This is a genomic window from Nocardioides sp. J9 (assembly GCF_007829375.1).
Lineage (GTDB): Bacteria > Actinomycetota > Actinomycetes > Propionibacteriales > Nocardioidaceae > Nocardioides.
In genome coordinates this window covers 1-8,456 of record NZ_VLJQ01000007.1, presented here as the reverse complement: position 1 = coordinate 8,456, position 8,456 = coordinate 1, and the positions used below count along the sequence as shown (strand labels likewise).

At 71.6% G+C, this 8,456-nt stretch carries 5 protein-coding genes; 3 read left to right on the top strand and 2 right to left on the bottom strand.

The window, feature by feature from the left end; all coding sequences use genetic code 11:
• Positions 1 to 67: 67 nt before the first annotated feature.
• Complete coding sequence (locus L615_RS01540) at positions 68 to 3,493, bottom strand: pyruvate carboxylase (protein ID WP_145723875.1); 3,426 nt, start codon at positions 3,491 to 3,493, stop codon at positions 68 to 70.
• Between the two features lie 201 nt (positions 3,494 to 3,694).
• Entirely contained in the window at positions 3,695 to 4,252 is a 558-nt protein-coding gene (locus L615_RS01535; RefSeq protein WP_145723874.1) for a YceI family protein, read from the bottom strand.
• Positions 4,253 to 4,466: 214 nt separating this feature from the next.
• Between L615_RS01535 and L615_RS01530 the strand changes: the two genes are divergently transcribed.
• The 3 genes from L615_RS01530 (at position 4,467) to L615_RS01520 (ending at position 8,413) form a co-directional block, all read left to right on the top strand.
• Positions 4,467 to 4,730, top strand: a complete 264-nt coding sequence (locus L615_RS01530; protein WP_261376519.1) for a hypothetical protein — start codon at positions 4,467 to 4,469, stop codon at positions 4,728 to 4,730.
• A 12-nt stretch (positions 4,731 to 4,742) separates the two neighbouring features.
• Complete coding sequence (glmS, locus tag L615_RS01525; RefSeq protein ID WP_145723873.1) at positions 4,743 to 6,596, top strand: glutamine--fructose-6-phosphate transaminase (isomerizing); 1,854 nt, start codon at positions 4,743 to 4,745, stop codon at positions 6,594 to 6,596.
• 86 nt (positions 6,597 to 6,682) lie between these two features.
• Positions 6,683 to 8,413: a DEAD/DEAH box helicase gene (locus L615_RS01520; RefSeq protein WP_028657200.1), complete on the top strand. Its 1,731-nt coding sequence runs from the start codon at positions 6,683 to 6,685 to the stop codon at positions 8,411 to 8,413.
• Positions 8,414 to 8,456 lie beyond the last annotated feature (43 nt).

Genomic DNA, 8,456 nt, shown 5'->3' with positions numbered 1-8,456 from the left:
CGAGCCTCGAAACCTCCGGGCCTCCTGGGCGGACCGTGGTGGGCACAGTCCGGTGCACCAGTGCCGGCTACGACGCGTCGATCTCCAGCACCAGGTCACCGCCGTCGACGGGCTGGGTGCCGTCGACCGCGATCCGCTTGACCACGCCGTCGGCGGGGGCGGTGATCGAGGCCTCCATCTTCATCGCCTCGATGGTCGCGACGGTGTCGCCGGCCGCGACGGTGTCGCCGACGGAGACCACCGGGGTCACCGCGCCCTGGAACGGGGCGGCGACGTGGCCGGGCCGGCCGGGGTCGGCCTTCTCGGCGGCCGGCGCCTCGGCCGAGACGGAGCGGTCGCGGGTCGGCACCGGGCGCAGCTGGCCGTTGATGGTGCACATGACGGTCCGGAAGCCGCGCTCGTCGGGCTCGCTGATCGCCTCGAGGCCGAGCAGCAGCGTGACGCCCTCCTCCAGCCGCACCTCGTGCTCCTCGCCGTGGGTGAGGCCGTAGAGGTAGTCCCGCGTCGGCAGGACCGCGAGGTCGCCGTACGACTGGCGGGCCTCCTCGAAGGCCTTCGTCGGTGCGGGGAACAGCAGCCGGTTGAGGGTACGGCGGCGCGCGGCGCCGTCCTCACCGGTGAGCGCCGCCTCGTCCTCGGCCGCCAGGGTCGGCTCGGGCGCGGTCCACGACCGTCCGGCGAGGGCCTTGCTGCGGAACGGCTCGGGCCAGCCGCCCGGCGGGTCGCCGAGCTCGCCGTTGAGGAAGCCGATGACGGAGTCGGGGATGTCGAACTTGCCCGGGTCGGCCTCGAACGCCTCGGGGGTCGCGCCGACGGCGACGAGGTGCAGGGCCAGGTCGCCGATCACCTTCGACGACGGGGTCACCTTGGGCACGTTGCCGAGGATCCGGTTCGCGGCGGCGTACATGTCCTCGACCTGCTCGAACTTCTCGCCGAGGCCGAGCGCGATCGCCTGCTGGCGCAGGTTGGAGAGCTGGCCGCCGGGGATCTCGTGGGTGTAGACGCGGCCGGTGGGCGCGGGCAGGCCGGACTCGAACGGCGCGTAGAGCCGCCGGGTCGCCTCCCAGTAGGGCTCCAGGGCGTTGACGGCCGCGAGGTCGAGGCCGGTCTCGCGCGGGGAGTGGTCGGTCGTCGCGACCAGCGCGGACAGTGCCGGCTGCGAGGTGGTGCCCGACATCGAGGCGCAGGCCGCGTCGACGGCGTCCACACCGGCGTCGATCGCCGCGAGCAGCGTGGCGAGCTGGCCACCGGGGGTGTCGTGGGTGTGCAGGTGCACCGGCAGGTCGAAGCGCTCGCGCAGGGCGGTGACCAGGGTGTGCGCGGCGGGCGCGCGCAACAGGCCGGCCATGTCCTTGATCGCGAGCACGTGCGCGCCGGCGTCGACGATCTTCTCGGCCAGGCGCAGGTAGTAGTCGAGGGTGTAGAGCTTCTCGTCCGGCGAGGACAGGTCGCCGGTGTAGCAGAGCGCCACCTCGGCGACCGTGCTGCCGGTCGCGCGGACCGCCTCGATCGCCGGTGTCATCTGGTCGACGTCGTTGAGCGCGTCGAAGATCCGGAACACGTCGATGCCGGTGGCGGCGGCCTCTTCGACGAAGGCCTGCGTGACCGCGGCGGGGTACGGCGTGTAGCCGACCGTGTTGCGCCCGCGCAGCAGCATCTGCAGGCAGATGTTCGGGACCGCGGCGCGCAGCGCGGACAGCCGCTCCCACGGGTCCTCGGCGAGGAAGCGCAGGGCGACGTCGTACGTCGCGCCGCCCCAGCACTCCAGCGACCACAGCTGCGGGGTGAGCCGGGCGACGTGGTCGGCGACGCCGAGCAGGTCGATGGTGCGCACGCGGGTCGCGAGCAGCGACTGGTGGGCGTCGCGGAAGGTGGTGTCGGTGACCGCGACCCCGGTGCGCGAGCGCAGCTCGGCGGCGAAGGCCTCCGGCCCGACCTCGAGCAGCCGCTGGCGGGAGCCGTCGGGCACCGGCGCGGAGGCGTCGACCGCGGGCAGCTTGCTGGCGGGCGACACCGAGACCCGGGCTTCGCCGTGCGGCTTGTTGACGGTGACGTCGGCCAGGTAGGCGAGCAGCTTGCTGCCCCGGTCGCCCGAGCCACGTGCCTGCAGCAGGTGAGGGTGGGTCTCGATGAACGACGTCGTCACCGCGCCGGCGACGAAGTCGGGGTCCTCCAGGACGGCCTGCAGGAACGGGATGTTGGTGGAGACGCCACGGATGCGGAACTCCGCGACCGCGCGGCGGGCCTTCTCCGCAGCCTTCTCGAAGGTGCGGCCGCGGCAGGTGAGCTTGGCCAGCATCGAGTCGAAGTGCGCCGACACCTCGGCACCGGTGTAGGTCGTGCCACCGTCGATGCGCACGCCCGCGCCGCCCGGCGAGCGGTAGGTCGTGATCACGCCGGTGTCGGGGCGGAAGCCGTTCGCCGGGTCCTCGGTGGTGATCCGGCACTGCAGCGCGGAGCCGCGCAGCACGATCTCGGACTGCACGAGGCCGAGGTCGGCGAGCGTCTCGCCGGACGCGATCCGCAGCTGGGACTGCACCAGGTCGACGTCGGTGACCTCCTCGGTCACCGTGTGCTCGACCTGGATGCGCGGGTTCATCTCGATGAAGACGTAGTTGCCGTGCGGGTCGAGCAGGAACTCCACGGTGCCGGCGTTCTTGTAGCCGATCTCGCGGGCGAAGCGCACCGCGTCCGCGCACATCCGGTCGCGCAGCGCGGGGTCGAGGTTCGGCGCCGGCGCGATCTCGACGACCTTCTGGTGGCGTCGCTGCACCGAGCAGTCGCGCTCGTAGAGGTGGATGACGCCGCCCTCGGACCCGGGGCCGGCCGTACCGTCAGCGAGCACCTGGACCTCGATGTGCCGCGGGTCGACCACGGCCTGCTCGATGAAGACGGTCGGGTCGCCGAAGGCGGCCTCCGCCTCGCGCATGCAGGTCTCGATCGCCTCGCGCAGCAGCGCACCGTCGGCGCCGGGGTCGTCGACGCGTCGCATGCCACGACCACCGCCGCCCGCGACGGCCTTGACGAAGAGCGGCGCCGGGATCGCCGAGGCGGCCTCGACCAGCGCCTCGACGTCGGTCGACGGCTCCACGCTCTGCAGGGTCGGTACGCCGGCGGCCCGGGCCGCGGCGATCGCGCGCGCCTTGTTGCCGGTGAGCTCGAGGACCGAGGCGTCCGGCCCGACGAAGGTGATGCCGGCCGCCGCGCAGGCCTCGGCCAGCGCGGGGTTCTCCGACAGGAACCCGTAGCCGGGGTAGATCGCGTCCGCACCGCAGGCGACGGCGGTGGCCACGATCGCCTCGGGGTCGAGGTAGGCCCGCACCGGGTGGCCCCGCTCGCCGATCTCGTAGGCCTCGTCCGCCTTCAGCCGGTGCTCCGAGCCGCGGTCCTCGTAGGGGAACACGGCCACGGTGCGGGCACCGAGCTCGTAGGCGGCGCGGAAGGCGCGGATGGCGATCTCGCCGCGGTTGGCGACCAGGACCTTGCTGAACATGCGGGCTCCTCGGTGGAGGAAGGGCGGGGCCGGGGGCGGGGTGTGCTCCGGGCGATCCCGAGGCTACGCAGGTTCGTCCATGATGTGAGAGGGGTTGTCCGCAGTGCGAACGACGCTGCAATGCGCCGACGCCCGGGTGGACCGTGCGGTCCACCCGGGCGTCGTACCCGGAGCCGGGGGCACCGGCGTCGACGGGTGGGATCAGGCGTTCTTGATCGCCGAGATGTCGAACTCGAGCTTGATCTTCTCGGAGACGAGGACGCCGCCGGTCTCGAGCGCGGCGTTCCAGGTCAGGCCCCAGTCCTTGCGGTTGATGGTGACGTCGCCCTCGAAGCCCACGCGGATGTTGCCGAACGGGTCCTTGGCCGAGCCGTTCTCCTCGAACTCGATGGTGACCGGCTTGGTGACGTCCTTGATGGTGAGGTCGCCGGTGATGGTCCACTCGTCGCCGTCGCGGCTGACCTCGGTGGAGACGAACTTCCACTCCGGGAACTGCTCGACGTCGAAGAAGTCGGCCGACTGCAGGTGGCCGTCGCGGTCGGCGCTGCCGGTGCTGATGCTGGCGGGGTTGATGGTCAGGGTGACCGACGAGGCGGCCGGGTTGGAGGTGTCGACGTGGGCGGTCGCGCTCCAGTCGGTGAACTGGCCGCGGACCTTGGTGACGACCGCGTGGCGGGCGACGAAGCCCAGGCGGCTGTGCGAGGTGTCGAGGGTGTAGTCGCCGGAGATGTCGGTCAGGGCGGTGGTGGTCTCGGTCATGGTGCGTGCTCCTGTGGGGTGGTTGGTTGGTTGAAGTCTCAACGATCTCCACAACGGTCGATGACGCGTCAACCATTCCCGGAGGTGCTGTGGCGTGGGTCACATCGGGCCGCGGTGGCCCGGTCCTTGGCATAGCGAGGTGCAATGAGCAGTTTCCTGCCCGATTTCGGGCAGGAAGTTGATGTCCGGCCCGATGGGGGAGCACGATCCTCCGGTGCATGTCGMCCCGCGGCTCGTCCGCCACGTGGCCGAGACCAGCGGTCTCAGCCCCGCGGAGGCGCGCCGGCTCGTCGAGGACGTGCTGTCCTTCCATGACGAGCACCTCGAGGACTGGGTGCGGCGGCGGCACGCGGAGCTGAAGACCTACGGGCGGAAGAACGACGAGATCTTCCCCCTGCTCCGCGGCGAGCTGCGCGGCCTCGTGGTGGCTGCGCCCGACCTCTCCGAGCGCCAGCTGCGCCGGATCGTCTACGGATAAGGGAGACCAGGCATGTGCGGCATCGTGGGCTACATCGGCGGCCAGCAGGCGGCCCCGCTCCTGCTCGAGGGGCTGACCCGGCTCGAGCACCGCGGCTACGACTCGGCCGGCCTGGCCGTGCTCGGGCCCAGCGGGGTCCGGGTCGCCAAGCAGGCGGGCCGGGTCCGGGACCTCGGTGACGGCCTGCCCAAGCGGTTCACCGGCAAGATCGGCATCGGCCACACCCGGTGGGCGACCCACGGACCGGCCACCGACGCGAACGCGCACCCGCACACCGACGAGTCCGGCCGGGTCGCGGTCGTGCACAACGGGATCATCGACAACGCCGCGGCGCTGCGCCTCGAGCTCGCCGACGCCGGCGTCGAGCTCGTCTCCGACACCGACACCGAGGTGCTCGCCCACCTCGTCGCCCGCTCCACCGCCGACACCCTCGAGGCGCGCACCGCCGAGGCACTCGCCCGGGTCGAGGGCACCTACGGGATCGCGGTGACCCACGCCGACTTCCCCGACCGCATCGTCGTCGCCCGCAACGGCAGTCCGCTGATCATCGGCGTCGGCAAGAACGAGATGCACGTGGCCTCCGACCTGGCCGCGCTCGTCCGCTACACGACGACGGTCGCCCACCTCGCCGACGGCGAGATGGCCACGGTGACCGCCGACGGGTTCAGCACCTACCTGGTCCGCACCATCGACGGGGCCGGCCACGTCGGGCTCGCCGCGACCGACCGGCGCGCCAGCGAGGTGGAGATCGACCCGTCGTCGTACGACGCCGGCGAGCACGACTCCTTCATGCACAAGGAGATGCTGGAGCAGCCCGCCCGCGCCGAGGCCGTGCTGCGCGGGCGCCTCGACGAGAAGTTCGGCACCGGCCACCTCGGCGGCCTCAACCTCGACGCGCGCGAGCTGCGCGCGATCAAGCGGGTCAAGATCCTCGGCTGCGGGTCGGCCTACTACGTCGGCCAGATGGGCGCCGCGCTCATCGAGGAGCTGGCCCGGATCCCCGCGGACGCCGAGGCGGCCAGCGAGTTCCGCTACCGCAACCCGATCATCGAGCCGGACACGCTCTACGTCGCGGTCAGCCAGTCCGGCGAGACCATCGACACCCTGCTCGCGGTGCAGGAGATCCAGCGCAAGGGCGGCTTCGTCATCGGCCTGGTCAACGTCGTCGGCTCCGCGATCGCCCGCGAGGTCGACGGCGGGATCTACCTCCACGCCGGCCCCGAGGTCGCCGTCGCCTCCACCAAGGCGCTGACCAACATGTTCCTCGCGTTCGCGATGCTCGCCGTCCAGCTCGGCCGGGTCCGCGACCTGTCGATCTCCGACGGGCGCCGGCTCATCGCCGGCCTCAACGCCATCCCCGGGCAGGTCGCGGAGGTCCTCGGCCGCGAGGAGGAGCTCGCGGAGGTCGCCAGGGAGCTGGCCGGGGCCGAGAACCTCTTCTTCGTCGGCCGGGTGCGCGGCTTCCCGGTCGCCCGCGAGGGAGCCCAGAAGTTCAAGGAGATCAGCTACCGCCACGCGGAGGCCTACCAGACCAGCGAGCTCAAGCACGGCCCGCTGGCGCTGATCTCCCCGGAGGTGCCGACCGTCGCGATCGTCCCCGACGACGAGCTCGTCGAGCGCAACGTCGCGGCCCTGCACGAGATCGCGGCCCGCGGCGGCCCGCTCACGGTGGTCACCCACGCCGGCGTGGACCTCGGCGACCTCGAGCGCACGGCCCGCCGCATCGACGTACCCCGCAGCGAGCGCGAGCTCGACCCGATCCTGCTCACCATCCCGCTGCAGGTGCTCGCCTACCACGCGGCGCTGTCGCTGGGCCACGACATCGACAAGCCCCGCAACCTCGCCAAGTCGGTCACCGTCGAGTAGCCGCCGGCTACCCGCCGCTCAGGCGTGATGCAGCGCACCGCGCCGGGGATCCTTGGTGAAATCGGTCACGGCACTACCCTTGTCGGGTGAGTGAGACCCCGGAGAACGAGACCACGACTTTTGCCGACCTCGGTCTCGGCGACCGGATCCTGAAGGCGCTGACCGCGGTCGGCTACGAGACGCCGTCCGCGATCCAGGCCCAGACCATCCCCCACCTGCTCGAGGGTCGGGACGTGATGGGCCTCGCCCAGACCGGCACCGGCAAGACCGCCGCCTTCGCGCTGCCCATCCTCGACCAGCTCGACATGTCGCAGCGCACGCCGCAGGCGCTGGTGCTCGCGCCGACCCGCGAGCTCGCCCTGCAGGTGTGCGAGGCGTTCGAGAAGTACGCCGCCGAGATGCGCAGCGTCAGCGTGCTGCCCGTCTACGGCGGCCAGGGCTACGGCGTCCAGCTGTCCGCGCTGCGTCGCGGCGTCGACATCGTCGTCGGCACGCCCGGCCGGATCATGGACCACCTCGAGAAGGGCACCCTCGACCTCACCGAGCTCCGCTTCCTCGTCCTCGACGAGGCCGACGAGATGCTCAACATGGGTTTTGCCGAGGACGTCGAGACGATCCTCGCCGACACCCCGGACGACAAGCAGGTTGCCCTGTTCTCGGCCACCATGCCGAAGCAGATCCGCGCGCTGTCGCAGGCCTACCTCAAGGACCCGGTGGAGATCTCCATCGAGCGCAAGACCCGCACCGCGGAGAACATCCGCCAGCGCTACCTGATGGTGAGCTACCCGCAGAAGGTCGACGCGCTGACCCGCATCCTCGAGGTCGAGAACTTCGAGGGCGCGATCGTCTTCGTGCGCACCAAGAACGAGACCGAGACCCTCGCCGAGAAGCTGCGGGCCCGCGGCTACAGCGCCGCCGCCATCAACGGCGACATCGTGCAGGCCCAGCGCGAGCGCACCGTCAACCAGCTCAAGGACGGCAAGCTCGACATCCTCGTCGCCACCGACGTCGCCGCCCGCGGCATCGACGTGCCCCGGATCAGCCACGTCTTCAACTACGACATCCCGACCGACACCGAGGCCTACGTCCACCGGATCGGTCGCACCGGCCGCGCCGGCCGCAGCGGTGACGCGATCTCGTTCATCACCCCGCGCGAGCGCTACCTCCTCAAGCACATCGAGCGGGCCACCCGCTCCACCCTCGAGCAGATGCAGCTGCCGAGCGTCGACGCGATCAACGAGTCGCGCCTGAGCCGCTTCGACGACCAGATCACCGCCGCCCTGGAGTCGCCGCGCATCGAGTTCTTCCGCGACGTGGTCAGCCACTACATCAAGGAGAACGACGTCCCCGAGGTCGACGTCGCCGCTGCGCTGGCGATCGTGATGCAGGGCGACACCCCGCTGCTGCTGGAGCCCGAGCCGGAGCCCGAGCGCCGTCCGCGCTTCGACCGCGACCGCGACGACCACCGCAAGCGCGACTCCTGGGGTGCCGACGACCGCGGCGACCGCGGTCCCCGTGGCGGTCGTGACCGCGGCCCGCGCGGCGGCGGTGGCTACCAGGCCTACAAGATCCAGGTCGGCAAGCGGCACCGCGTCGAGCCCCGCCAGATCGTCGGCGCCCTCGCCAACGAGGGCGGCCTCGACCGCCGCGACTTCGGCAAGATCACGATCCGCCCGGACTACTCGATCGTCGAGCTCCCCGCGAAGCTCACCGACGAGCAGTGGGAGCGGCTCAAGAACACCCGGATCAGCGGCAAGCTCATCGAGCTCGCGAAGGACTACGGTCCGCCGAACCGTGGTCGCAAGCCGCGCGACTGACCTACGCTCGACTCCCATGGGGGGTCGACGGCGCCGGCGCGCG